Source organism: Psychrobacter sp. DM4, from assembly GCF_051307035.1.
GTDB lineage: Bacteria > Pseudomonadota > Gammaproteobacteria > Pseudomonadales > Moraxellaceae > Psychrobacter.
In genome coordinates, this window is record NZ_CP195536.1 from 975,297 (window position 1) to 999,962 (window position 24,666).

The 24,666-nt window shown below is 44.2% G+C and carries 19 protein-coding genes; 9 read left to right on the forward strand and 10 right to left on the reverse strand.

Features of this window, described 5'->3' with window-relative positions:
• Window positions 1-146: 146 nt before the first annotated feature.
• From lpxD to ACR64G_RS04365, 5 genes are all read left to right on the forward strand, one after another.
• Entirely contained in the window at window positions 147-1,163 is a 1,017-nt protein-coding gene (gene lpxD / locus ACR64G_RS04345) for a UDP-3-O-(3-hydroxymyristoyl)glucosamine N-acyltransferase (RefSeq protein ID WP_435980298.1), read from the forward strand.
• Window positions 1,164-1,223: 60 nt separating this feature from the next.
• Window positions 1,224-1,742, forward strand: a complete 519-nt coding sequence (fabZ, locus tag ACR64G_RS04350) for a 3-hydroxyacyl-ACP dehydratase FabZ (protein ID WP_435980299.1) — start codon at window positions 1,224-1,226, stop codon at window positions 1,740-1,742.
• A 74-nt stretch (window positions 1,743-1,816) separates the two neighbouring features.
• Window positions 1,817-2,596, forward strand: a complete 780-nt coding sequence (lpxA, locus tag ACR64G_RS04355) for an acyl-ACP--UDP-N-acetylglucosamine O-acyltransferase (RefSeq protein ID WP_435980300.1) — start codon at window positions 1,817-1,819, stop codon at window positions 2,594-2,596.
• Window positions 2,597-2,818: 222 nt separating this feature from the next.
• Window positions 2,819-4,339 (forward strand): sodium-dependent transporter, encoded by a 1,521-nt coding sequence (locus ACR64G_RS04360; protein ID WP_435980301.1) that lies wholly within the window; start codon window positions 2,819-2,821, stop codon window positions 4,337-4,339.
• 32 nt (window positions 4,340-4,371) lie between these two features.
• Window positions 4,372-4,506 (forward strand): methionine/alanine import family NSS transporter small subunit, encoded by a 135-nt coding sequence (locus ACR64G_RS04365; RefSeq protein ID WP_435980302.1) that lies wholly within the window; start codon window positions 4,372-4,374, stop codon window positions 4,504-4,506.
• A 125-nt stretch (window positions 4,507-4,631) separates the two neighbouring features.
• On the opposite strand, the gene tgt is transcribed toward ACR64G_RS04365, so the two are convergent.
• Complete coding sequence (gene tgt / locus ACR64G_RS04370; RefSeq protein WP_435980303.1) at window positions 4,632-5,783, reverse strand: tRNA guanosine(34) transglycosylase Tgt; 1,152 nt, start codon at window positions 5,781-5,783, stop codon at window positions 4,632-4,634.
• Window positions 5,784-6,039: 256 nt separating this feature from the next.
• Between tgt and ACR64G_RS04375 the strand changes: the two genes are divergently transcribed.
• Complete coding sequence (locus ACR64G_RS04375) at window positions 6,040-6,672, forward strand: SOUL family heme-binding protein (RefSeq protein ID WP_435980304.1); 633 nt, start codon at window positions 6,040-6,042, stop codon at window positions 6,670-6,672.
• A 75-nt stretch (window positions 6,673-6,747) separates the two neighbouring features.
• Here ACR64G_RS04375 and asd read toward each other — a convergent pair whose 3' ends face one another.
• Complete coding sequence (gene asd / locus ACR64G_RS04380) at window positions 6,748-7,872, reverse strand: aspartate-semialdehyde dehydrogenase (RefSeq protein WP_435980638.1); 1,125 nt, start codon at window positions 7,870-7,872, stop codon at window positions 6,748-6,750.
• A 395-nt stretch (window positions 7,873-8,267) separates the two neighbouring features.
• On the opposite strand from asd, the gene ACR64G_RS04385 reads away from it, so the two are divergent.
• A complete protein-coding gene (locus tag ACR64G_RS04385; RefSeq protein ID WP_435980305.1) occupies window positions 8,268-9,407 on the forward strand; it encodes an endonuclease/exonuclease/phosphatase family protein in 1,140 nt (379 codons plus the stop codon).
• A 382-nt stretch (window positions 9,408-9,789) separates the two neighbouring features.
• Here ACR64G_RS04385 and ACR64G_RS04390 read toward each other — a convergent pair whose 3' ends face one another.
• Both ACR64G_RS04390 and ACR64G_RS04395 read right to left on the reverse strand, forming a co-directional pair.
• Complete coding sequence (locus tag ACR64G_RS04390) at window positions 9,790-11,178, reverse strand: peptidylprolyl isomerase (RefSeq protein ID WP_435980306.1); 1,389 nt, start codon at window positions 11,176-11,178, stop codon at window positions 9,790-9,792.
• 161 nt (window positions 11,179-11,339) lie between these two features.
• Window positions 11,340-14,351 (reverse strand): LPS-assembly protein LptD, encoded by a 3,012-nt coding sequence (locus ACR64G_RS04395; protein WP_435980307.1) that lies wholly within the window; start codon window positions 14,349-14,351, stop codon window positions 11,340-11,342.
• Window positions 14,352-14,764: 413 nt separating this feature from the next.
• Between ACR64G_RS04395 and ACR64G_RS04400 the strand changes: the two genes are divergently transcribed.
• Window positions 14,765-15,844 carry an aminoglycoside phosphotransferase family protein gene (locus ACR64G_RS04400; protein ID WP_435980308.1) on the forward strand — a complete coding sequence of 360 codons (1,080 nt, stop codon included), beginning with the start codon at window positions 14,765-14,767 and terminating at the stop codon, window positions 15,842-15,844.
• Window positions 15,845-15,892: 48 nt separating this feature from the next.
• Window positions 15,893-16,621, forward strand: a complete 729-nt coding sequence (murU, locus tag ACR64G_RS04405; RefSeq protein WP_435980309.1) for an N-acetylmuramate alpha-1-phosphate uridylyltransferase MurU — start codon at window positions 15,893-15,895, stop codon at window positions 16,619-16,621.
• A 105-nt stretch (window positions 16,622-16,726) separates the two neighbouring features.
• Here the strand turns inward: murU and ACR64G_RS04410 are convergent, their stop codons facing one another.
• From ACR64G_RS04410 to coq7, 6 genes are all read right to left on the reverse strand, one after another.
• A complete protein-coding gene (locus ACR64G_RS04410; RefSeq protein WP_435980310.1) occupies window positions 16,727-16,843 on the reverse strand; it encodes a DUF2474 domain-containing protein in 117 nt (38 codons plus the stop codon).
• Between the two features lie 48 nt (window positions 16,844-16,891).
• A complete protein-coding gene (cydB, locus tag ACR64G_RS04415; protein ID WP_435980311.1) occupies window positions 16,892-17,908 on the reverse strand; it encodes a cytochrome d ubiquinol oxidase subunit II in 1,017 nt (338 codons plus the stop codon).
• The gene (locus ACR64G_RS04420; protein WP_435980312.1) at window positions 17,908-19,416 is read right to left on the reverse strand and encodes a cytochrome ubiquinol oxidase subunit I; all 1,509 of its coding nucleotides are present in this window, start codon (window positions 19,414-19,416) and stop codon (window positions 17,908-17,910) included. Before ACR64G_RS04420 ends, cydB begins: the two co-directional genes overlap by 1 nt.
• A 392-nt stretch (window positions 19,417-19,808) precedes the next feature.
• Window positions 19,809-22,292: an esterase/lipase family protein gene (locus ACR64G_RS04425; RefSeq protein ID WP_435980313.1), complete on the reverse strand. Its 2,484-nt coding sequence runs from the start codon at window positions 22,290-22,292 to the stop codon at window positions 19,809-19,811.
• 210 nt (window positions 22,293-22,502) lie between these two features.
• On the reverse strand, window positions 22,503-23,612 hold the full coding sequence (locus ACR64G_RS04430) for a hypothetical protein (RefSeq protein WP_435980314.1): 1,110 nt from the start codon (window positions 23,610-23,612) through the stop codon (window positions 22,503-22,505).
• A gap of 216 nt (window positions 23,613-23,828) precedes the next feature.
• A complete protein-coding gene (coq7, locus tag ACR64G_RS04435) occupies window positions 23,829-24,473 on the reverse strand; it encodes a 2-polyprenyl-3-methyl-6-methoxy-1,4-benzoquinone monooxygenase (protein WP_435980315.1) in 645 nt (214 codons plus the stop codon).
• Between the last annotated feature and the right edge of the window lie 193 nt (window positions 24,474-24,666).

Sequence of the window (24,666 nt, forward strand, 5' to 3'; positions counted from 1 at the left end):
AGCTATGTCCTTATCTACTACTAGTCGTGATTTACTACAGGTTTAACACCTCAAACCTTGTAGTAATGCGCTGTTATTCAATAAGTCGTCAGACTGATTTTAGATTTGACGACTGTTTACTTATACCTACAATACTACGATCAATTATGATAACGATTGAGCACCTTATTACTCAAATTGAGAGGCGTCAGCCAGTACTGAATAAGGCTGAGCTGAGTGCCAAGCAATTGCAGCTGAGCTTGACTGGTATAGGTAGTCTCGTCGATGCCAATGCAGCGCAGTTGAGCTTTTTGGCGGATCCCAGCTACATCTCCAGTTTGGCTCAAAGTCAGGCAGGCGCAGTCTTAGTGACCCAAAAGTATCAGCAGCAAGTACCAGTAGGCGTCGTTGCCATAGTCGTTGACAATCCTTATTTGGCTTATGCTAATAGTAGTCAGCGGTTTGCATTTACGTCAAAGACTAGCCGTATTCATCCCACTGCTAGTATTGATGATAGTGCAATACTAGGTGAGTCGGTTAGCATTGGACCTTTTTGCGTGATCGATGAACAAGTCGCTATCGGCGCGCGTAGTTGCTTAGATGCTCATGTTGTTATCGAGGCTTATGCTACTATCGGTACCGACTGCATCCTTAACTCTCAGGTGGTGCTGAGTCATCACTGCGTTTTAGGTAATCATGTGCGTTTGCATGCTGGTGCAAGCATTGGTGCTGAGGGCTTTGGCTTTGCACCAACAGTAGACCCTAGTACAAGTGGCTGGGAGCGCATTGCGCAATTAGGTCGCGTTATTATCGGTGATCACGTCCGCATCGGTAGCAATACTTGCGTAGATCGCGGCGCTATCGATGATACGGTAATCGGTAATCATGTTATTATCGACAATCTGGTGCAGATCGCTCATAACGTACGCATTGGCGATGGTAGTGCTATTGCGGCGCAAACGGGTATTGCTGGGAGCACTACCATTGGCAAACGATGTATCATAGGTGGCGCTGTCGGCATTACAGGTCACGTTGCTATCACTGACGACGTCACACTATCTGGCATGACGATGGTGACCAAATCAATAAAAACGCCCGGCCCTTATTCCTCAGGTACAGCTGCAATGCCGACTGCTAAATGGCGCAAAGCTGCGGTTAGGTTTCGAAAATTAGGCTACGATTAAAAGAGCGTATAATGGTCATCCCGTTGTAAATAATCGCTGAGATAGCAAGGAAAGCATATTATGAGCACTACTGATTTTGAAACCCTCACTGATACTGATATCAGCAAATTAGCAGAGCAGGGACTCACCCTACCTTTGACTTATCATACGCTTAAGCATTACTTGCCGCATCGCTACCCTTTTATGCTGGTCGACAAGATTACAGCTTGCAAACCTGATGAATCCATCATAGGTATCAAGAACGTTACGATCAATGAAGAGTTCTTTAATGGTCATTTTCCAGGTGAGCCCATTATGCCAGGTGTATTGATGGTAGAGTCAATGGCGCAGGTCTCAGGGGTACTTGGATTTATTAGTGCAGGCTTAACCGCAGAAGATGGTTACTTATATCTGTTTGCAGGTGTTGATAAGGTTCGTTTCAAGCGCCGCGTAATTCCTGGTGATCAGCTAATTATTCGCGCTAAAACCGTCATGCAAAAACGCGGTATCTACAAGTTTGATTGTACCGTACACGTAGAGAATCAGCTGGCTGCTAGCGCCCAAATTATGATTGCCCGTCAAGAGCAACCTGACAAATAACAATGTCAGAGGCATGCTAGCACCCTTACACCTAGATCATTTTTGTATAATTGAGACCTACAAAGGCCTGCACTATGAGTCAGATTCACCCTACAGCAATCATCTCACCATCCGCTACGATTGATGACACCGCTGTCATAGGACCTTATTGCATAATAGGGGACGAGGTGAGCATTGGCGCTCATACTACTTTGCATAGACATGTGGTGGTATCCAAACTGACTCGTATCGGACAACACAACCAGATCTATCAGTTTGCAAGTGTAGGAGAGGACTGTCAGGATCTAAAATATGACGGCGAACGTACTTGGCTTGAGATAGGAGACCATAATACTATCCGCGAAGCTTGTAGTTTGCATCGAGGAACCATGCAGGAGAAGGGTTTGACCAAGATTGGCAGTCATAATCTACTGATGGTAAACACTCATGTGGCGCATGATTGCATTATCGGTGATCACAATATATTTGCTAATAACGTCGGTATCGCAGGGCATGTGATCATCGGTGATCATACTATTATTGGTGGTAATTCAGGTATACATCAGTTTTGCCGCGTAGACGACTATAGCTTGATTGGCGGTGCCAGCTTAATTTTAAAAGATGTCGCTGCCTTTACTATGGTGTCTGGTAATCCTGCAAGTGCTCACGGTCTCAATGTTGAGGGCATGCGCCGTAAAAACTGGCCCAAAGAGACCATTGATGTACTGCGCCAAGCCTACCGCGTTATTTATAGATCGGGTCTTACCACCGTACAAGCGCTTGAAGTGCTCCATCAAGATATGCTACCGCAAGAGCCAAAGATTCAACTGCTCATTGATTCCCTACAACAAAGCCAGCGCGGCGTAGTACGCTAAAGTAGACTTTCATTCTTTAAAAGCCATAACACTAAGTTATGGCTTTTTTGTGTTTATCAGTTCTTGACTTTTTGTAACGATTAGCAGAAACTTCCTAGTCATATAGCGTTAGATTCTAGTAACTTATTTTAACCAATAACTGACTTGTCGTCTCTTTGAGTATTTACCCTTTACTAAGCTAAATAGCTCAAAGGGACTTGCAAACAAATTTAGGAGTGCTTTATGGCAGAGCCAAGAGAAAGCTGGTCCAGTCGAACTGGGTTTATTCTAGCCGCTGTCGGTTCAGCGGTCGGACTAGGTAATATATGGCGGTTCCCCTATGTAGCCTATGATAATGGGGGCGGGGCATTTATGGTACCCTACCTTATTGCGTTGTTGACCGCGGGTATTCCTCTATTATTTTTGGACTATATTATCGGTCACAAATATCGCGCCGCTGCGCCTCGTGCCTACAAAAAAATGGTGCCCTCCGCTCAGTTTGTCGGATGGTGGCAGACGCTAGTCTCCTTTGTCATCGCTATTTATTACGCTGCTGTTATCGTTTGGGCAGGCAGCTACATGTTTTTCTCCTTTGGACAAAAATGGGGCGAGGATACCACAACTTTCTTTGTCAGTGATTTTGTCCAACATACAGGGGAGCTGACTTCAGTATTTGTACCGCAGATGTTTACAGGCCTTGTTATTGTTTGGGTACTTGCTATCTTGATTATGTTTGGTGGTATTCGTAAGGGCGTTGAGCTTGCTAACAAAATCTGTATTCCACTGCTTATTGTCTTATTCGGTATCATGGTATTCAAAGCGTTGACCTTGCCAGGTGCGGTTATCGGTATCAATGCTTTCTTTGAGCCTAATTGGACAAAAATGCAAGATCCTAATGTGTGGCTGGCCGCTTACGGTCATGTGTTTTTCTCTTTATCAGTTGGTTTTGGTATCATGGTAACGTATGCCTCCTACCTCAAAAAGAATACGAACTTAACTGGCGCAGGTTTAGTCGTTGGTTTTGCGAACTCATCGTTTGAGCTTATCGCTGGTATCGGTATCTTTGCTGCGATCGGTTTTATGGCGATGTCGACAGGTCAAGACGTTTCAGAAGTAGCTAGTGGCGGCGTCGGACTGGCGTTCTTTGTTTTCCCAAAAATCATCTCTACTATGGGTGCCAGCGGTGATTTTGTTGGTTTCTTATTCTTTGGCTCACTAGTAGTTGCTGGTATCAGCTCACTTATTAGTATCTTAGAAGTCCCAATCTCTGCGTTTCAAGACAAGTTTGATTGGTCACGTAAAAAAGCCGTGGCCTCAATCGTTGGCGTCTGTGCGATTATCTCGATCGCAGCTTTCTCTACGGGCAGCTCGCTAGTCTTGGTCGACGTTATTGATCATTTTGCCAACAACATCGGCATCGTCGCTGGTGGCCTCATGTCTATCGTTTGGGTGACTTGGTTTAATCGTAACAAGATTCCAGGCTTGCTTGCTCATATCAACCGCATCTCTAGCGTCAAGCTTGGCGGCGCTTGGGTATTTATGTTGACGGTCATTACACCTACGGTGCTAACAGTAGCTTTGGGTCTTAAGCTTATTAACTTAGTACAAGAGCCTTATGAGGGTTATTCTACTTCTATTCTCTTGTTATTTGGTTGGGGCGTAGTGGTCTTCTTTGGTCTAGGTGCATTTATACTAACCCGTATGAAAGGCTTGCATGATGCTGAAGATGATAAGTCACGCGCGCTTGACGATGCCCGTAGATAACGGTTAGATAAACGATATAATAGGAATATATTATGAGTACTTCAGCAATTATTTTTATGATTATCTCAATGCTATTGATATGGGGCGGATTAATTGCTGCTATCTTGCACTTGAGAAAACACCCTGACATTCCAATGAGTCAGCTACCAGACGATGATATCTACTAAAGCTAAGCTTTTATCGGTATCATCAATAAAAATGCCAGTCAATGAGAGTTGACTGGCGTTTTTGGCTTTGTAATATCTCAGGCTGATAAAGTAAAAGTGACTATATCTAGTCGCCATTATGATAGCTAGCGCAGATCTAGCTTTGGAACATCCTGTCCGCGTTTGCTATAAAACTCAGTGACGAAGTCATCAAATCGATCTTGTTCGATAGCGTCTCTGATACCTTGCATAAGGCGCTGATAATAGCGCAAATTGTGAATGGTCGCTAATTGTGCGCCAAGCATCTCTTTGCATTTATTTAAATGATACAAGTAAGCGCGGCTAAAGTTCTGACACGTATAGCAATCGCACTCTGGATCAAGCGGGCCAGTATCTTCTCGGTATTGACTGTTACGAATACGTACGACACCGACGTTTTCGGCATTCCCTGTGACGAAGTAATGACCATTACGAGCATTGCGAGTTGGCATCACACAATCGAACATATCAACGCCGCGGCGTACGGCCTCAACGATATCTTCAGGCTTACCCACGCCCATGAGATAGCGCGGTTTGTCCGCTGGCATGGCCTCTGGCATGTAGTCCAAAACATCCATCATCTCATCTTTTGGCTCACCAACAGATAGCCCACCAATAGCATACCCATCGAATCCTATCTCAAGGAGTCCATCTAGTGACTGCTGGCGCAAATTTGCATACATACTGCCCTGAATGATACCAAATAGGGCGTTGGTGCTACCTAGTTTTTGATGCTCATCAAGGCAGCGTTGTCCCCAGCGCAATGACAGCTCCAAGGATTTTTTGGCCTCATCATGAGTAGCAGGATAGGGCGTACACTCATCGAATTGCATCACAATGTCTGAATTTAGACTGTATTGAATCTGCATGGACTTTTCAGGTGACAAAAACACCTTTGCGCCGTCAATAGGGGACTTGAAATGAACGCCTTCTTCAGTAATTTTGCGCATAGCACCGAGGCTAAAGACCTGAAAGCCGCCTGAATCTGTCAAGATAGGCTTGTCCCAATGCATAAATTTATGCAAACCACCAAATTTATCAATGATATCAGTACCTGGACGTAGCCATAAATGAAAGGTATTGCCTAAGACAATATCAGCGCCAATTGCTTCGATGTCACGTGGTAGCATACCTTTGACTGTACCATAAGTACCGACAGGCATGAACGCAGGTGTTTGCACATTACCATGATTGAGGTGCACGGTACCGCGGCGTGCTCGAGTCTCACCACTTGCTGTCTTATGTAAAGTAAATTGCATATGTAAATCACTAGTTAGTCGATAAAAATGATGCCAATTATATCACCACTAACAATTAGTTTGGCTACAGATATCTATATAACAAACTGTAAATCTGCCACTACCCTAAAGACACAGACATAAGTCTCATATTGTTGCTACAGTAGCCAAAGTAATAAAATCAACGATTATTACAATATCGCTCAAAATTATGATAACCCTTTTATTCACAATTTATCTTGTTATGTGCAAGTTATTTTAGTGCGGGAGACACAACATGAAATCTATCTTCTATCTGTCTCTTGGCAGTTTGTTATTCGCATCAGGAGCCGCTATGGCCGTCGAAGAGCCCGATTACACTGTAATAAGTCAATCAGATGAGTTTGAGCTACGTCGTTATGATTCACAAATTGTGGCACAGACGTTAGTATCGGGAGATCAGAAGGATGCGAGTAACAAAGGCTTTAAAGTACTCGCCGATTTCATTTTTGGTAATAACACGGCGCCAAGTGGGGAAAGCAGCAAGATTAGTATGACAGCACCAGTCAAAATGCAGCCCTCGCAAGAGATTGCTATGACTGCTCCTGTAACTATTCAAAATAATGGGCAACAAACTGATGGCAAATGGCGCGTACGTTTTGTGATGCCAAGTCAGTACACTATGCAGACACTGCCAAAACCAAATAATCCAGCAGTTGAGATCATCGAAGTACCAATGCAAACTTATGGTGTCATCAAATTTTCAGGGTTTACTGGAAGCAATAAAGTAGATGATAAGACAGAAGAATTACGCACGTGGATACAGGGTCAAAATCTGACACCTACAGGTGATCCTGAGCTGGCGCGTTATGATACGCCGTGGACGTTACCGTTTTTACGCCGCAATGAGGTGATGATCCGCTATCAATAAGCACATGCAATGTTGATTAAATAATACCCAAATAAAAAGACAGCAATCGCTGTCTTTTCTTTGTTTAAACGTAGATTAGTTATTTTGCTCACGAATGATACCCAGCATACGACGCAAGGGTTCTGCTGCGCCCCACAGTAGTTGATCGCCGACGGTAAAAGCGCCAAGATACTCAGGACCCATATTCAGCTTACGTAAGCGCCCTAATGCTACGGTTAGAGTACCAGTCACGGCAACTGGCGTTAAACGGTTGATCGTGGCCTCTTTATCATCTTCAACCACATCAAGCCACTGATTGCCGCTATTTTTTAGAGCGTTTTCGATCTCATCAAGAGGAATATCCTTTTTAAGCTTGATCGTTAAGCCTTGCGCGTGACAGCGCATGGCACCAATACGCACACACATACCATCGATAGGGACATTGCTATTAGCGTCATTGCCCAAGATTTTATTGGTTTCAACGCCGCCTTTCCATTCCTCTTTTGACTGCTTGTTATCCATTTGCACATCGATATAAGGAATCAGGCTACCTGCGAGCGGTACTCCGAAATACTGCTGAGGAAAGTCTGCTGAACGCTGCGTATCAGCGATCTTTTTATCGATATCTAAGATAGCACTAGCAGGATTGACAAGTTCACTCTCAACCGCATTGTGCAACACACCCATACCGCTGATCAGCTCGCGCATATTATTCGCGCCAGAGCCACTCGCTGCTTGATAAGTCATGGCGCTAACCCATTCAACCCAGCCTCTATTGAACAGCTCACCGATAGCCATTAGCATAAGGGAGACAGTACAGTTACCACCGATAAAGTCTTTGGTACCGTTAGCTAACGCGGTATCAATAACGCTACGATTGACCGGATCTAAAATGATGATACTGTTATCCTTCATGCGTAACGTACTCGCCGCATCAATCCAGTAGCCATTCCAGCCGCTATCACGCAGCGGCTGGTGAACCTTTTGTGTGTAGTCGCCACCTTGGCAGGTAATAATGACATCACAGCCAGTTAACGCCTCAATATCATGAGCATCTTTTAGCTGATTGGTCTTAACACCCTCGAATTTTGGCGCGTCGCCACCAGCATTACTGGTTGAGAAGAATACGGGCGTCATACCATCAAAGTCGTTTTCTTCACGCATACGCTCTATCAGTACTGACCCAACCATACCGCGCCAGCCTACCAAACCCACTGTCAAATTTCTCATGAACCGTTTTCCTATTCTTTGATTATCTGTAGCTATGCCAACCGATAACAATGCCGTTATTGCGCATAAAAATCAAGGTATTTCATAGTATTCCCTCAATTTTATAATAACTCGCCAGTATTATTCCAAATTTATTGATTTGTTTGATATAGGTTGTTAATAAGCTGACGACTCAGTATTGACTTGAGGGATGCATACTGTTGTCTGGCTACGATTTTATATGTGTTATTTTTACGACATGCTAGGCTAAAAGGTAGGCGAGGGCGTCCTGAGATGCTAAAGTATGCTCTATTAAATGGCAGGTCACTACCAACGCTACTATAGTATGCTAGTAGCATCAGGGCGGTCTTTTATCACATTTTGGTTACTACGGGTTAATAAATTTTATGGACTCCTCCTTCTTATATTATGGCGTACAAGTACTGGCTGGATTCATCGCTTTTATTACGGCTTGGGGCTGGCTGCCACTAGACAACTGGTGGGTACGCGCCGTTGATTTTCCACGTATTCAAATTTTAGCTTTAGGTGTTATTGCTTGGATTGGGATGCTTATATTTTGGCCTGAATGGCAATTGGGTCAGTGGCTGCTATTTATTTCACTCAGTGGTACGCTCGCGTTTCAGCTAAGAATGGTGCTACCTTATACTAGAATATGGAAAAAAGAGGTACAAAAAGCCAAAGATAAACCCGATTTGCATCAAATCAAAATTATGGTGTCAAATGTATTAACGCCTAATGATGACACTCAAAAGCTAGTCGATCTGGTTGAACAAAAACAGCCTGATATCTTAATCACCCTTGAGTCAGATAAAAAATGGGAGCAGGCGCTTAGCGTTGTAGAAGAGGACTATCCCTATACGGTAAAGATACCTTTGGATAATCTTTACGGCATGCATCTGTATTCCAAGCTTGAACTTATTGACCCTGAAGTTAAGTACCTGATGATCGATGATATACCCTCAATCCATACGCAGCTGCGCTTGCAAGAGGGACGCGTAATCTGGCTTTATTGCTTGCATCCTATGCCACCAAGTCCAACTGAAGCGGACAAATCAACCACTCGTGATGCAGAGCTATTAATGGTTGGCAAACATATCAAAGAAAATGACCAAACAGCGATACTAGCAGGAGACTTGAACGACGTGGCTTGGTCCAAGACCACACGGCGTTTTCAGCGTATCTCAGGTCTATTAGATCCTCGTATCGGTCGACATTTTATCAACACCTTTCATGCCGACTATCCATTCTTACGCTGGGCACTTGATCATATCTTTCACAGTGCTTGCTTTACCGTTGTTGATATTCAGCGTATGCCATCTATCGGCTCTGACCATTTTCCTGTACTAACAACCTTACAATACGAGCCAGAAGAAGCGACCAAGCAAGAACAAAATGCTCCAACAAAAGACGCTGATGATATTGAAGAAGCTGACAACAAAATAGAGGAAGGCAAGGAAGATGGTAAGGAGATCTCAAAGGAGCATGCAAAAGATTCAAAAGCAGCGACATTAACAGCGGCACTTTAAGTGGTATAAGTAATCGTCAATATGTAAGTATATGCTTACACAAAATAGCGCATTTAACCGCTAGCTGCGCTGTTTAAACTCACCTAAAATAGCGTTATCAACACAAGGATGAGCATGGATGCGGTGTTGAGGTAATAGCACTATGAGCAGGTCAGTCCGCTGTCTTATACGGTGTTATTCCTGACTCAGGATGGGTCATCAAGGAAGCAAAACAATAATAATATGAAGTACTAAGGCCCCAAACCCAATTGCCCTAGGTTTGGGGCTTTTCTTTGTCTGTAATCTTAAATTTTAGTAGTCAACAATTTATAAAGCAAAAAAAGCACATGACTTATAATGAGTCATGTGCTTTTTTATCAAGCATCAATTAAGACTCTTTAAATCAGTCTATTACTTGAACGTATGATCCCGCGCGTAGCTCTTGTAGCCAGTCTTCGCGCGCTTGTGGCGCTAGACGCTGATACAGAGTCTGACGCGCCATAGTACGGCGATATTCATCACTAGCATCATAGTTGCGCGTATCGATTACTTTAAGAATATGCCAACCAAATTGGGTTTTGAATGGAGTTGAGTAATCTCCAACCGTAGTATTTTTCATAGTAGCTTCGAATGAACCTACAGTATCAGCCTCGTTAACCCAATCAAGATCGCCACCACGTCCAGCTGAACCAGGGTCATCAGAGTAAGTAGAAGCTAAAGCTGCAAAATCAGCCCCGCCTTGAAGCTGAGCGTACAAATCATTAATTTTTTGTTCTGCTAGAGCATCGGTTTGTAATTCGTCAACCTTAACCAAGATATGACTCGTACGCCACTGCGGAACCATCATCGTGTCGCCTGATTTTTTGCTAGCCAACTTAATAATATCAATACCTTCAGGCGTCACGAGCGGCGCGCTAACAGCACCTACCTCAAGCTTTGTAATTTCACTAGACAATTCAGTTGGCAATGAGGCGGCTTTGTGAAAGCCCATATCACCGCCTTGTATAGGAATAGGGTAAGTGCCTTGCGTGGCAGCAATAGCAGCGTCAATATCTGTATTTGGCTGTAACAAACGCGTGCGTAGATCTTCAGCTACCTTTAGAGCTTCATCTCGCTGCGCCTGTGACAAGCGGCTGTAATCGTCGATATAGGGAATACGAACATGGACAGTTTGGTATTCGCTTTGGTTTAAACGCTTAGCTTCAGGAGATGACAAAAAAGCATCAATATCTTGTTCGCTAATACGAACACGGTTGTTCACTTGACGCTGTTGTAGCGATTGTATCGCTGCATCTTCTATCAATTGTGCTCGTAATGCAGCATAACTACCGGCTTGACTGGCATCTAAACGCTGTTGCAATGCAGCTATACTACTAACGCCTTCAGCTTGAGCGATCTGACCTAGACGCTGATTGATTGCCGCATTGTCAGGCTTGATACCGACGCGATTGACTAATGAGAGTTGTAACTCACGTAGAATAAGAGCATTTAGCACCTCAGACTGCAATTGAGCAGAGCTCGCTATAGGTGTGCCTGCAGCTCTGGCTCGTGCTTGCGTTTGAGTAATAGCATCGATAAGATCGCTCTTTAAGATAGCATTGTCATTGACGATGGCAATAATACCATCTGTACTGTTTGTCGACGTTAAGCGCTCGCTACTACCCTGAGTACTTGTGGTAGCTTGCGCTACAGGAGCTGTCACCGTAGCTGCTTGTGCGCTTAGACCCAGACTCATCATGCCCGTAGACAGTAGTACGGCGCAACTTATCTTATTTAAACAAAAAAATCTCATGATGTTCCTCATCAATGTCATTGTATTGAATAGTAGTAAACTCACTACGCTCAAACCTTAAATTAAAAATGCTATTACAGCTTAAACTGTTATCTCAAATTAGTGGTGCTTGTGTGATAGGGTAGAATCGTTTTTGATCTATTGTATGCAAATCTGAAACGCTAATCTTTCCATGCACTTTGTACGGGCTCAAAACCTAATACTTTGTCAGCGAGCAAACGGGTCAAGCGTCCGCTACTACTACCTAAGCCATTGAGCCTAACCTCTGCCATGATCGCTTCTGTAGGTTTGTCTGAGATGTTCAAGTCATTGTAATAACGACGACCATAAACCGCAAAGCCGATACAGCAATCCTCGTAGTCGATACCGATCAACGAGTCGAGTACTTTTTCGCGGCGATAGTCATATTGTCCTTGTGCCAACACGCGCCATTTATCACTGACAGGAAATATTGCGGAGGCCGTAAACGCTGAAAGTGGCAGCTGATCTGTATTATCATCGCGCTGGCGCTTTACGTAGCCGATGTTAAATAAACTATTGTTTGAAGGCTGGAAACGCAGTTCAGTGGTGAAGTAGTTGAGGTCATAATTACTCGTCAGAGCACCGCTAACATCAACCCAAACATTATTGTAAGGTTGCGTACTGGTGTTCCAGACAAGTCCTGAGGATGAAGCATTAAACAAAGAAGTCTCGTCGTCCAAAGTAACACGGCCATCGTCAATATAAAATTGCTCTGCAATGCTACCATCAAAACGTGTCACACCCGTTGCATCGATGTAACGATAGTTGACGCCTGGGGTAATGGCATGCAAATCTTGCAAACGGTCTTGACCCAAAAACCAGCTATCTGAAAATAGCTGCTCATAATTGATTGAGGCAATACGCGTGTTGAAGTTAGGAATATCGTTTTGATCCTCAAAAGGGGAGTAGGTGTATTTGAGTCTTGGGCTTAACAGCTGATAGCCGCCCATCGTATCGTCAAAAGCACCAAAAGGAGAGCCGGCTTGATAAAAATTCAAACCTGCATCAATACTCACTTGCGGGACAAATACTGATTGACGTCCCTCCTCATCGCTTAGCTCGTTATCATCTAGACTATCCTCATCGTAAGAGGTATAAAGATGCTGTAAGCTAATTTTGGGTTTGATATAACCCCAAGGCTTTTGTACAGGATAAGCTGCACTCAACTTGTTATAAAGACGTACCCCACTTTTTTCGTCTTCAGAACCGTCATCAATTGACTTTTTAAAATAGGCAGAGTCGTGAACCCCTGTGATATCAAAGTTCTCAGTCCATGGTAGTCTGTAGTTGAGCGATAATTGCGGCAGGCGTGAATAGGGCTTATCTTTGTCTTCTAACGCCTCACCATTATTATTAAAGGCATCCAAGGTTTGGAAAGTTTCAACCTTAAGCTCGCCATTGACATAATCATTATAGTAATTTAAGCGTGCGCGGCGTGGTAAGTTCAAGGTATTGTCAGACAACCCCAAAGTGTCAAAATCGTTTAGATATTCCTCATCCGACACATAGCTATAAGTCGCATCGCCGCTTAAGCGAGGAATGTTAGTAGAGGACCAATAATGATCATAAAAAAAGCTAGTACGATCTTCATCATTGAACTCTTTATCGTTGGGCAAATAAGAACCGTTAAAGATCCCCTCGCCATAGTTCTCGGTCAAGTAGCGAAACTCACCAGAGAGCATAGGGTTACGATTGGTATAAAGATGAGTATTGATCGTAGCATCATAATTAGGTGATAAGTTCAGATAGTAAGGGACATCAATCTCAAGACCGCTCTCACTCTCAAAGCTAGCGCTTGGCAGTAAAAAACCGCTACTACGTCGACTATCGATAGGAAAATTAAAATAGGGTAGATAGAAAATGGGAATATCTGCTACTTTAAAAGTAGTGTTATAGGCCTCACCGCGGCCTGTTTCTGTGTCCAAATCAATAGTGCTCGCCTCCAATTGCCATTTGCGATCGGTGGGCGGGCAAGTCGAAAACATTACCTGATCAAGCTCATATTGAGTGTCGTTAGGTCGGTTGAGTTTTTTTGCATAACCATGTGCTTGTAGCGGCACACTGGCAAAGGCCACCCCATAAGCAGTAGCTTGAGAGGTATCCGTACTATATGCTAGGCTATCAGCCACACCGATAAGCCCGCCACCAGTTGCTTCATCGGTTAACGTTCTTTTGTTAGTGGGTAGGCGCTTGATGGGCGCTTGGTTATTGCCCGCAGTGGTTGCCTGATCGGTGAATAAAACGTTACCTTGAGCACCTGCGATATTGTTATTTAAATCTAAGACGATTTTGTCAGCTTCTATATGTTGCGTACCTTGATCGATAATCACATTGCCCGATAGCTCAGCATAATCGACACTGTCATAATAGCCATAATCAGACTCCGCATAGAGGGTAGCCTGAGCATTTGCTACGTTTGAATCTTGATTGAGATCAGCATTACTCGCCCGTTTATAATTGGGACTACTGGTAGGATAGACCCACTGACCCTCGCAGCGTTGGCTACTGTCTATGGCACTTGGTAATAGTTTTAGGTCAGTCCCCAACTGGCGTAGCGGCTGACGAGTGCTTTGCACAAGATCCTGCTCAATCCCTGTAGAGTCATCTACCAAAGTACTATTAATAGAAGCGTTACTGAGCGTAGGTGGCAAGTTTATACTGGCTTGCGAGGTGCTGATGGTCTTATCAGGCGTCAGCTCATAAAACTCGGCCAAGCGCATTAAGCTGTCTTGAATCGTCTCATCGCTGACATCTATAAGCGTATTATCAGGTACTGCGTCGGTCGATGAGGCATCGATAGATGAGCTTTGAGGTCGACTGACATCGTTGACTTTTAAAGACCCAGCAGTTTGGTTTTCATTATTATTTATCTGAGTGATTTCTAGGGTGTTAATATCAGAGACATCGGTTAGTGTGCTGTCGTTGTCCGTGAGGTCATCAACAAAGCTGCCGTCTACAGCAGCGCTATTAACAACAAGAGTGTCATAGGTATCGGACCTCAAGCTATTGTTGACACCAGAACGTGCAACGCTAGTATTATCCATGTTTGGCTGCGCGTCTGGAATATCAGCTGCGGTTGCAATCATGCTAGAGAGGCCTAGAGTACCAAACAAGATCAGACGGATGCTTTGGTAAAGCGGAGAATATAACAAGGGCACACCTATGATTGTCGAGCTTGACGAATGAATACAGCTATATAGTAAGAGTAAGGCAAATAAGCCTATTATGATAACCGTACTTTGCGGACTGTGCTATATAAAGTTTGCGAGTAGCAGATTATAATGCTGATAGGCAACATAGTCCCGCCCCTTTATAAATATCGGTAGTAATAGTGGTTTGCTGTGGTCAAAAAAAATCAAATCAGCTACACTGTTTAGCGAATTTTGTCAGGCACAAAACGCACCTCGGTATAGGTATACAAGTACTTCAATGCTAAATGTTACTAATGATAGAACACGTATCTGTCTATTTTAGCAAGTATCTGCCCTATTTATTAGTTTTAAATACCTAGGATAGCTGACGTCACTATTTTATTTATTCTCGAACAAAATCTTTAAGGCCTAACATGACTGACATCGCCGATCACCACCGCCAGCAGGAGCTCAACGTTTGGCTTCAGCATACCTTTAATGACCAAGTTTTTATTTTAGATAGTCTCCCAGGAGATGCCAGCGCACGTCGTTATCATCGTATGCAACTGCTAGAGGATGACAGCGTCACCGCGCGTTATATTGTCATGGATTCAGCGGATGAGCAAGATACCATGCAGCAATTTATCACGGTTGCCAAGCTGATGACACCTGCCATAAACGTTCCAACCTTGGTTGCACAAAATCTTGATAAAGGGTTTTTGATCTTGCAAGATTTTGGCGCTGTGGAGTTTGCGCACTTGTTGGTTGATGCCACGCCTAAGCAAGTAAACCATTATTATCAGTCAGCAATGCAAACGCTCATCGACCTACAAAAAATCTCGGTTGAGACCGCAAAGCAGACGTATCAGCTGCCAAATTATGATGCGGCGATGCTAGAGCGTGAGATGGATTTATTCAGTGAGTGGTTCATCCCTTATATCGATGTGTCCCTTGATACCGCGCTTTGGGATACCCTAAAAACAGCCTTAGTTAATACAGTACTCTTGCAGCCGCAAGTGATTGTACACCGTGATTATCACAGTCGAAATTTGATGCAGGATCAAGCAGATCTGAGCCTCAATCATGTCGGTCTTGGCGTTATTGATTTTCAGGATGCGGTTATCGGCGCTTATAGCTATGATCTTGTCTCGCTAGTACGCGACGCTTATGTTGACTGGTCAGAGCCGCAAGTATCTAACTGGATTGGTGAGTTTTGGCAATTACAACAGCAAGCGGGTTTAGTCACTGCCGCTAGTGCTGAGCAATTTGAGAGCGATGTCAACGTGATGGGCGTGCAGCGTCATCTAAAGGTGCTAGGTATCTTTATCCGTCTGTCCCAACGCGATGGCAAAGATCGTTATCTAGCGGACATCCCAAAGGTAATGCGCGATTTGCTCTTTGAGCTTGAGTGGCTAGCCGTTCATGTTAATGACGCCATAAAGCAATCTATAGTGCCGTTTAATAAATGGATGACAGAAACGGTACTACCTGCTTATCAAATCAAGTTTGCTTAACGATACCTCTAAATTTATTACGCCACTTTATTATACTAAGGAGCAGATATGCCAGCAATAACGCAAGCGATGATTTTGGCAGCGGGCAAGGGCACACGCTTGCGGCCGCTGACTCTTGAGACTCCAAAACCGCTAGTAGAAGTAGGCGGACAACCTTTAATTGTTTGGCACATAAAAGCGTTACAAGCTGCTGGTATCACTCACATTACTATCAACACCTCTTGGCTTGCAGATAAGCTGATGGAGACCTTGGATGACGGGTCGCAGTTCGGGGTCACGTTGCAGTGGTCAGTTGAAGCAGATGAGCCGCTTGAGACCGCTGGCGGTATCTTTCAGGCATTACAGACAGGCAAGCTAAAGGATGCGCCTTTTATCTTGGTCAACTCTGATGTGTGGACGATGTATGATTTTAGCCAGCTACAAGATTATAAGCTTGGTAATGATCAAAAAGCCCATTTACTATTAATTGATAATCCTGAGCACAATGATAGTGGTGATTTCGCTATCAATAACGGTCTTGCCAGTGAGCAGCCGATAGGAGATGCGGACAAATACACTTTCGCAGGCATTAGTGTTATGTCGCCAAGAGTGGTGGATGGTCTAGTATCAGGACAACCGGCTGCCCTTGCGCCCCTTTTAAGACAAGCGATGTTGAAGTTTCAGGTAACCGCAGACATCATCAAAGACAATTGGATAGACGTCGGTACTCCTGAACGCTTAGAACAAGTCAATGAGTACATAGAGCATCATGATGTCAGCAAACATAGCGGTATCTAAGCTATAAATAAGAGACACCAATAAATAAAAACAGTCATAAAAAACGCAGCCTTAACTATCAAGGCTGCGTTTTTTATACTGCGTTCTTTATATAGTAACAAGGTTTTAGACGCCCATCGCTAGCTTGATCAACTGTGCAATGGTAAAGATGACCAAAAACCCTGCCAAATACAAGCCCACGAACCATGCCCATTGGGTTTGTTTTTCACTCAGTTTTTTCATAATAGCATCCTCTTTTATAACCACTTCGTATTGTCTATTGCCTCAACGTCAATACATAGGATTGTGATCAGATTTGCCCTTAAACGTATAATACGCAAATGCCGTGTAGCTCAAAATAATCGGCAACATAATGACCGCGCCTATAAGCATGAACGATAATGACGTATCAGCGGCGGCGGCCTCATAAATAGTCATCTGATAGGGCACAATGTACGGGAATAAGGCAGAACAGACGCCGATATAACCCATCAAAAACAGCGCCACAGTTAGTAAAAAAGGACGATATTCGCGCTCAGTGGTCAGATCTTTACGCATTAAATAGAATAAAATAAGTACGATAATAGGCATAGGGGCAAGATACAACAGCCCTGGGAAGCCAAACCAACCCTCAAGCGCGTCGATATCAGAGAAGTACATAAAGGCGGTGACAACGACCATCGCAACGACAAGTGCTGAGAGCATCCAGCCTGATACCTTGCGCGCCCACACTTGCAAAGTGTGTTCAGTCTTGATGATAAGCCAAGTAGAGCCGAGCAGCGCATAACCAATAATCATGGCAAATCCGCAAATAATGGGAAAAGGCGTAAGCCAGTCAAACGGACCACCACTATATAAGCGATTACTGGCCTCTAGCCCTTGTACCAATGCTCCAAGCATAATACCTTGAGAAAAGGTAGCAACTACCGAACCTACAAAGAAAAACGTATCCCATATATGGCGACGAGTATTGGCTTTGAAACGAAACTCAAACGCCACCCCGCGCATAATAAGACCAAATAGCATGGCAGTTACAGGTAGATATAGACCGGTCATAATGATGCCATAAGCGACAGGGAAAGCTGCAAATAAGCCGCCGCCACCAAGCACAAGCCAAGTCTCGTTACCATCCCAAAAGGGTGCGATAGAGTTCATCATACGGCTGCGGTTCTTATCTGACCCAGCGAAAGGAAACAAGATACCGCAGCCCAAATCAAAGCCATCAAGTAAGACATAAATAAAGACTGATAGCGCAATGAGTCCGCCCCAGATGAGTGGTAAGTCTAATACATCACCGAAGTTAAACATTAGCGTAATCCTCCATCATCTGTATCGTTAGCAGGACTGTCTAAGTTCTCAGTATCGTTCTCTTTGGTGTTCTCTTGAGGAGTGTCATCACCACTTAGAGCGCGGCCTTGAGCTTCGGTCACAGAGTGATCGTAGTAGGTGTCTTCACTAGGATCTTCATACGGCTTAGGCCCTTGAGTAATTAGGCGTATGATATAAAAGCTACCTGCGCCAAACACAAAGATGTAGAGCACGATAAAGCCGATCAGAGTCGTCGCAACCTGCTGCGCTGCAAGCGGTGACATGCTCTCAGCCGTACGGATAACGCCGTATACAGTCCAAGGCTGACGTCCTGTTTCAGTGACGAACCAGCCTGCAAGTAGGGCAATGAATCCAAGCGGCGTCATCATCATCCACGTTCTATGGAACCATTTACTCTCAGGATCAAACTGTTGTTTTTTGAAGTACTTATAGAGACTAAAGAGACCAACCAGCACCATCAAGGTACCAATACCGACCATGACTCTGAACGACCAAAACACAATAGGAACATAAGGTCGATCTTCTGGTGCCCAGTTTTTGAGTCCTTTGACTTCACCATCAAGTGAATGCGTCAAGATAAGGCCAGAGACATAAGGTATCTTGACTTCAAAATGATTCTTTTCTGCTTTTTGATCGGGAATGGCGAACAATATTAGAGGCGCGCCGCGCTCATTTTCCCAAAGACCTTCCATCGCTGCTACTTTGGCAGGTTGATGCTCTAAAGTATTAAGACCATGCATATCGCCTATGAGCACCTGAGCTGGGGCCACAAAAATAGCCATAATCATCGCCATACCGAGCATGACGCGACCATGTTGACGATGATCTTTGTGCTTTTTGGACTGAATATAATAAGCACCAATACCACCAATCACAAAAGCGGTAGTCAAAAACGCCGCCGTCATCATATGTGCATAACGAAAAGGAAAGGAGGGGTTAAAGATAATCTCAAGCCAGTTGGTAGGGTAGAGTAGTCCATCAGCGCCGACCATAAATCCCTGCGGCGTCTGCATAAAGCTGTTAGCTGCCAATATCCAAAAACCAGAGATCAGCGTACCAACAGCGACAATTGCAGTTGAAGCAAAATGCATGCGTTTGCTGACGCGTCCCCAACCAAAGAGCATGATTCCCAAGAAGGAGGCTTCTAAGAAAAACGCTGTTAGGACTTCATAGGCAAGCAGCGGGCCTAACACGTTACCCGCTTTATCTGAGAATACTGCCCAGTTGGTACCGAACTGATAGGACATCACCACACCTGATACGACACCCATACCGAATACGACGGCGAATATCTTCACCCAATGCTTATAGACTTCAGCGTAGATAGGCTCACCCGTTTTGAGCCAACGGAACTCTAAAACCGTAAGCCAGCTGGCAAGACCGATAGAAAAAGCGGGAAAAACAATATGGAAGGAGATGACAAAAGCGAACTGTATACGCGCTAGCATGAGCGCGTCCATTTGGTCGATCATAAATGCAGCAAACATAAGCGCTTACCTTTATCGTTAGCAAAATAGCGCAGGCTTCCATGATACGCCTAAGTTACCGTCCGCAACTTAAATATCGATGTTACGGTCAATAGCTAGATTTTTAGCTGTGAGTATGAACAAGTTAGATGAATTGACTCAATATACAACCAAAACGGTCCAACTTAGTTTAATAATTTATATCCTTATAAATTATTAAGTTATTGTTTATAAAAGTATTATTAATAATCTCTATGCATTCATTATGCGCCTGAGCGCTAGTTGCTGCAAGTGGTGCAACGGAGGTGTTATACACCTGCCAGTCACTTATAACTGACCGTATTTATTGAAAAATGTCGCCGTCAATAAGTGCAGAGCGTTACTCTTTTATCAAATTTAACGGACTGGCTGTTCTACGGCTCAAGTTGTTTGTGCAAAATTCGCCGCAGAGTCAAAATAGTTTGTGGACTGGTTTGAATACTATGACCACCATTAATAATAGTCTCGGAGGCAGCCCCTTCTAGATGAGCGCTAGTATAAGGTACGATACCGTCTGATAGACGCGCTGTTAATGCTTGACTGATATCGCCCTCGATGGTCACAGCAGCGACAAGTGGCTTGTCCGCTAACGCATCAGCTTCTATACTCTCAGCCATATCAGAGCCGTTAGCAGAAGCAGTCTCCTCTTTGGGTTTTGGCTGTGATAGATCTATTTTGACGCCATCGGGCTGCGCTTGCGCGAGTCCCTGAGTGATGTCAGAGTCATTATTGGCTATGATGGAATGGTAGGTGATACCCTCTTTAATCTTGATATCTTTGGTCAATTGAATAAAAGAGGATTTGTCACTTAACTGGCTCGCACCATTTTGTAAATACAGTGCGCCCAGGGGATTTTGTGCCAAGTCGCCTTGAGTGGCGATCGTTGCCAAATTGCCAGTGACTGTTTTGACCAGGCCTACTGGTAAGTAGACAACACGGCGCAGCGCGCGAGTAAACCAGCGATCAGCGTAGTCTGTACCGCGAAACGGCGCGGACAAAAACACAGCAGTGTCAACTTGCGCTAAAGCGTGAAGCTCAAAGCGCTCTTTTAGCTGCTCCTCACCCAAAGACTGTTTGAGAGCATTACGAATCTTGGTTTTTTCGCTGACTGAAAGTTTATTTTCATCATCTAGTCGATCCAAATCATCAACCAAGTTTTCATCTGAGAGCATCATACGAGCGATGAGTGCGCCCATGCTATGACTAACAATCACGCTGTTCTTACTCGCGCGATTTTGTTCTGTGGGATCCGTTTGCTCATAGGTACTACTGATTAGGCGTTGAATCTGATAACGGTTCTCTATAATAGGCAGGTTGGTTGGATAAAATATCTGCCAGACTTGATAATTATCGCGCAATTTATCATCGTTCAAAATATCGTTAGTCAGGTTAACCCAAGTGGCAGGGCTTGATGCAAGGCCATGCAACATGATAAGCACACGCTTATCGGGGTCATAAGGCTCAAGCATGAACAGCTTAGGTAAGCGTGCATCTGGTTGGCGCGTGATTAGATTTAGATAACCTACGCCATCGAGCTGATTCTCAGCCAACCACAGACCGTAACCTGCTGAGAAGTTTGCAGCTAGCGGGTAGTCGTCATCTAGTATAGTAACGCTGTCACTCTGATAAGGGTTGTATAGATGGATATCGAGCTGATGGCTACTTAGTGTCTCAAGCACACTCTTACCAGCAGGTTTAATCAGACCCGTCAATAAAAGATGCCCCGTAGGATAAATACGTGAGCTTGGCTCATTGATTTTGGTATCTTTTAGAGCATCTTCATCCGTCAGCCTACCGGATAAGGAGGCTGAAAGGAGTTGGCGTATAGTCGTGGTATACCGATCATCTAACGATGCCACTAGGCTAATGCCTAAACCTGAACGCTTGCTAATTGAGTTAAGACCTGACAGGCGTATCTCGTAGGTCGAGACCAAATCTGCTAAGGCAGAGGTCTGCTCACTGGCATTTTTTAGATAGTTACTCTCGTTAGGTAGATAGATATCTAGGTGATAATCATCGACCTCTACTTTCATGACTTTGATCTGATCGGTGGGTTTGCCTAATGTCGAGGTGCGATTGGCGATAGCCGAATTTGATGTGCTATCCGATTCTGCGATCGTAGTTGGTAGATAAGTGACACGGGTCTCGCTTGTCATCTTATTAGCATTACTAGTTGATTTATACAACTGAGTGATAACATCGTTGCTAGCCGCATTATAGATATCTTGGGTTTGAATGTCAGTCTCGTTTGGAATACGGTTTGGCGCACGCATACGGTTATTTTGAGTCGCCGCACCTACAAAGTCATGCTCTAAGCTATCATAAAACAGATACGTATAACTTGACTTGATGGCATCAAATAGACGCTTTTGGTAGTTGGTTAAACAGGTGTTAGTATCTTTTTGCTGGGTCTCAATTGCCTCTTTAGCTACTGGAGCATTGGCGTAATAGGGGTCAATTGGTGGACGTGCTAGAGCATTTTGGCAGGCTTGAGAGTCGTTGAGCTGACGAGCTTTAGCATAGTGCAGCTCTGCATAAAGAGCCAAAGCTGGCCGATAGTTCTCACTTAGCATACTATCATTGAGCTGAGATAAGCACAGCTCAAAATTTTGCAGGCAAGCTTGATCGTCAAGTCCTGCTGATAATAAAGTCGATGCGGTATCGGTACTCAGCTTATTGTCCGTGACTATGTTGCCGCGCTGCGCTTCGATAGTTTTGGAGGATGCTTGTTTATCAACTGACACCGTACTACAGGCAGGTAGTACGAGCATAGCTGTCATTAAGGGCGCGATGTATAAAAGAGACCGAGAAGATTTTTTGGTTAAAGCAGTGGCGGCGACAAAGGATACAATTGGCATAGAGCGTCTCAGTGGCAGGTCATAGTTATTGTTATAGTAAAGGCGCGGTAACTATTTTGTATTATATAAGAAAAAGTACGTTGATTGAGCGTAAAGTAAAAAAGCGTGTTTGCTCTATAGTGATGGTATCTCCATATAGAACAAACACGCTTGATTTTATAATTCAAAGCTATTTACGGCTGCGCTATTTGAACCGCGCAATATCAGATATTACCCTGCAGGTTTTACATTGATATCAGGGGCGGGGATGTCCCAAATATAAAACTTGCCCTCTTCAACCAGTTTGATCTGCTGCGGAATAACAGCGTCGTTAGGCATTTTTTGTTGAAGCTGACGCAAACGATCTAAAGCTTGGCTACGGCGATCACTAAGCAAGTCGGACTGCGCTAGGCTCTGTTCAGCTTCTGTAAAATTCAATGCTACAGCGCGATCAAGATACTTTTGACCTTCTTTAAAGCCGCCGCCTTCAGAGAGCATCATGCCATACAAGAAGTTGGCTTCGCCGCTGTTAGGGTTACTCTGAATAGCGCGATCAACATATCGACCGCCGCGAATCGCATAATCTGTACCCAAATCTAAGTTCCGACCCATACCATTTAGTTTTGCAGCGCGGATAAGGACGTCATAAGAGGCATCAGATTTGTCAGCGTAAGGATCAATCCAATCTGTAAATACTTTTATCTTTTCACGAGTGTAGTGACGCTGTGAGCGGTTTGGAAAGTTTGGTGGATAGTGACGCGCATTTGGTGAGACATCTTCGATAAAATCATCTAACAAACTGACATCCAGCTTATCGATACCTGAGCTTTGCTGCGGAATCAATATCGTTTTGACGAAGCTGATGTTAGAGAGTTGCACTTGCGGCACTGGGATATTATTGAGCTGACCACGGCGAAGATCGATACCTGTCGCACGAATAGGTCCACTTTCGTAGACACGCGTCGTTCCTGCAATCTCTGCTGGTACTGGTATCGCCGCAGCTCTTGGCAATTGACTAATAGCATCTTGTTGCGCTGTATTAGCACTATTCATGTTGCTAGTGCTATTCATGTTGCTAGTGCTATTCATGTTGCTAGTGCTATTCATGTTGCTAGTGCTATTCATGTTGCTAGTGCTATTAGGATTGGGCTTCGCTAAGCGAATAACGCGTTTACTTGAATCAATAGCACTTGGGGCACTCATAGTAGCCGCACTTTCAGTATCTGCACTTTCAGCAGCATTAGCAGGTGCACCTATCATCATCATGCAAGCGGCTATAGCGCTTAAGGCTATTGCCTTGTTTTTGTGTGCTGTGGGTATACGCTGGCTCATATCAGTCATTACCTTCAATTGTTGGTTTCAGTAAGTGTTGGTTTCAGTTATTTTTGTGTTACCCAAAGCATCTATAAGTAATAAAGAAGCTAAGAGTTAGTCGATGGTTATTCCCTTGAATGCTAATCCCTTTGAGTGCTAGTCCTTTAAGTGCAATTATAGTCCATCATAAAAGGGCGCTTTTCAAATATTACTGTAGTTGCTTATGCCGATCAGTGGCTATCATTACACATGATACGCTGCTATTTTCATACCATTTGCAAGCCAGCGCATCGTATGACGCACAGGTGGCAAGAGCGCAGTGCCACCACTTTGCAACGCCAATTCACGGTGATGAAGCTCCTCGATATCCATTTGCGCTAATATCTCTCTTGAACGCACGTCTTGTATCGGCAATCTACCAATGTGATCTTGCAAATGCTCGCTCACTTGCGCTTCTGTTTCGGCGACGAATCCTAAGCTAAATTCGTTGGAGATCGCACCTGCGACAGCGCCAAGACCGAATGACATTCCGTACCATAATGGCGTGAGTAGGCTGGCATGGCTTCCAAGCTCACTTAAACGCGTCTCACACCATACCAGATGATCGACTTCCTCTGTTGCAGACTGATGCATGGCTTGTCTGACATTATCATCTTTTGCGGCAAAAGCTTGCCCGTGATACAGACCCTGAGCGCAGACCTCGCCCGTATGATTGATACGCATAAGTCCGGCCACATGACGCGATTCTGTGATGCTCAGCTCAGGAATAGTATCATCACTCACAGGTAGGGCGCGAGTGCTAGGATTAGAATGCGGTACGATAGCACGCAGCGCTTTATCGACGCCAAGTAATAACTGATCGACTTTAGATAACGGTCGCGATGTCATGTCAAGCTCCTGATATATCTAGTAAAAATGTAGTCGTAGCATATCGTTTTTGATACTCAAAAGTGTACTCTGTTTTGTCATACGAGTAGTAGTCTACCAATGTTTCTCTCACAATGAGTAGTAATTTTACTGTCTGCATACTTTTTTAAAGCGCATAGATACAACACTATAGCAAACAACAAAGTTTTTGCGC

Bases quoted from the DNA above. Each gene is read 5' to 3' on its own strand.
- ACR64G_RS04390 (WP_435980306.1), bottom strand. From the start codon at position 11,178: ATGAGATTTTTTTGTTTAAATAAGATAAGTTGCGCCGTACTACTGTCT.
- ACR64G_RS04385 (WP_435980305.1), top strand. From the start codon at position 8,268: ATGGACTCCTCCTTCTTATATTATGGCGTACAAGTACTGGCTGGATTC.
- cydB (WP_435980311.1), bottom strand. From the start codon at position 17,908: ATGTTTAACTTCGGTGATGTATTAGACTTACCACTCATCTGGGGCGGA.
- ACR64G_RS04400 (WP_435980308.1), top strand. From the start codon at position 14,765: ATGACTGACATCGCCGATCACCACCGCCAGCAGGAGCTCAACGTTTGG.
- fabZ (WP_435980299.1), top strand. From the start codon at position 1,224: ATGAGCACTACTGATTTTGAAACCCTCACTGATACTGATATCAGCAAA.
- lpxD (WP_435980298.1), top strand. From the start codon at position 147: ATGATAACGATTGAGCACCTTATTACTCAAATTGAGAGGCGTCAGCCA.
- ACR64G_RS04425 (WP_435980313.1), bottom strand. From the start codon at position 22,292: ATGCCAATTGTATCCTTTGTCGCCGCCACTGCTTTAACCAAAAAATCT.
- ACR64G_RS04365 (WP_435980302.1), top strand. From the start codon at position 4,372: ATGAGTACTTCAGCAATTATTTTTATGATTATCTCAATGCTATTGATA.
- lpxA (WP_435980300.1), top strand. From the start codon at position 1,817: ATGAGTCAGATTCACCCTACAGCAATCATCTCACCATCCGCTACGATT.
- ACR64G_RS04410 (WP_435980310.1), bottom strand. From the start codon at position 16,843: ATGAAAAAACTGAGTGAAAAACAAACCCAATGGGCATGGTTCGTGGGC.
- ACR64G_RS04375 (WP_435980304.1), top strand. From the start codon at position 6,040: ATGAAATCTATCTTCTATCTGTCTCTTGGCAGTTTGTTATTCGCATCA.
- ACR64G_RS04420 (WP_435980312.1), bottom strand. From the start codon at position 19,416: ATGTTTGCTGCATTTATGATCGACCAAATGGACGCGCTCATGCTAGCG.
- tgt (WP_435980303.1), bottom strand. From the start codon at position 5,783: ATGCAATTTACTTTACATAAGACAGCAAGTGGTGAGACTCGAGCACGC.
- ACR64G_RS04430 (WP_435980314.1), bottom strand. From the start codon at position 23,612: ATGACTGATATGAGCCAGCGTATACCCACAGCACACAAAAACAAGGCA.
- coq7 (WP_435980315.1), bottom strand. From the start codon at position 24,473: ATGACATCGCGACCGTTATCTAAAGTCGATCAGTTATTACTTGGCGTC.
- ACR64G_RS04360 (WP_435980301.1), top strand. From the start codon at position 2,819: ATGGCAGAGCCAAGAGAAAGCTGGTCCAGTCGAACTGGGTTTATTCTA.
- murU (WP_435980309.1), top strand. From the start codon at position 15,893: ATGCCAGCAATAACGCAAGCGATGATTTTGGCAGCGGGCAAGGGCACA.